At 35.9% G+C, this 585-nt stretch carries 1 pseudogene; it reads left to right on the forward strand.

From position 1 onward, the window contains the following. Positions 1-585 (forward strand): annotated as a pseudogene (locus D8787_RS12005) (hypothetical protein); the annotation flags it as partial.

A 585-nucleotide genomic window follows, 5' to 3' on the forward strand; every position in this document is an offset into this window, starting at 1 on the left:
TGGAGAGATGAATTAGCAGAAAAAATTCGGGAAGATTTAGGCATTAACTATGAACTACAGGCATGGCAATTTGAAAAAGAAATGTCACGATTTATAACGACTGATTTAGACAAGTTATTCGCAAAACGTACTAGATTGGAAAGGGATGCTTATTTTGCGGATAGTACGACGTCTATCAGAAAAGAAATTGATCGTTTAGATGCACAAATACTGGAGTACATAGAAAAAGCCCCTGAACAAAGTCAGGAGAAGACAGACTGGAATGATGCCTTGAGAACCCAGAATCAACAGTCATCAGTTGATTTATCAGCTGTATCGGTAGAAAATGAAAAATCCTTTAATAATCCATTAGAGCTAGTTTGGGAATTACATGGAAAATGGAGAGATGAATTAGCAGAAAAAATTCGGGAAGATTTAGGCATTAACTATGAACTACAGGCATGGCAATTTGAAAAAGAAATGTCACGATTTATAACGACTGATTTAGACAAGTTATTCGCAAAACGTACTAGATTGGAAAGGGATGCTTATTTTGCGGATAGTACGACGTCTATCAGAAAAGAAATTGATCGTTTAGATGCACAA

The sequence above is a fragment of the Streptococcus mitis genome (assembly GCF_003944325.1).
In the GTDB taxonomy this organism is placed as follows: Bacteria; Bacillota; Bacilli; order Lactobacillales; family Streptococcaceae; genus Streptococcus; species Streptococcus mitis_CW.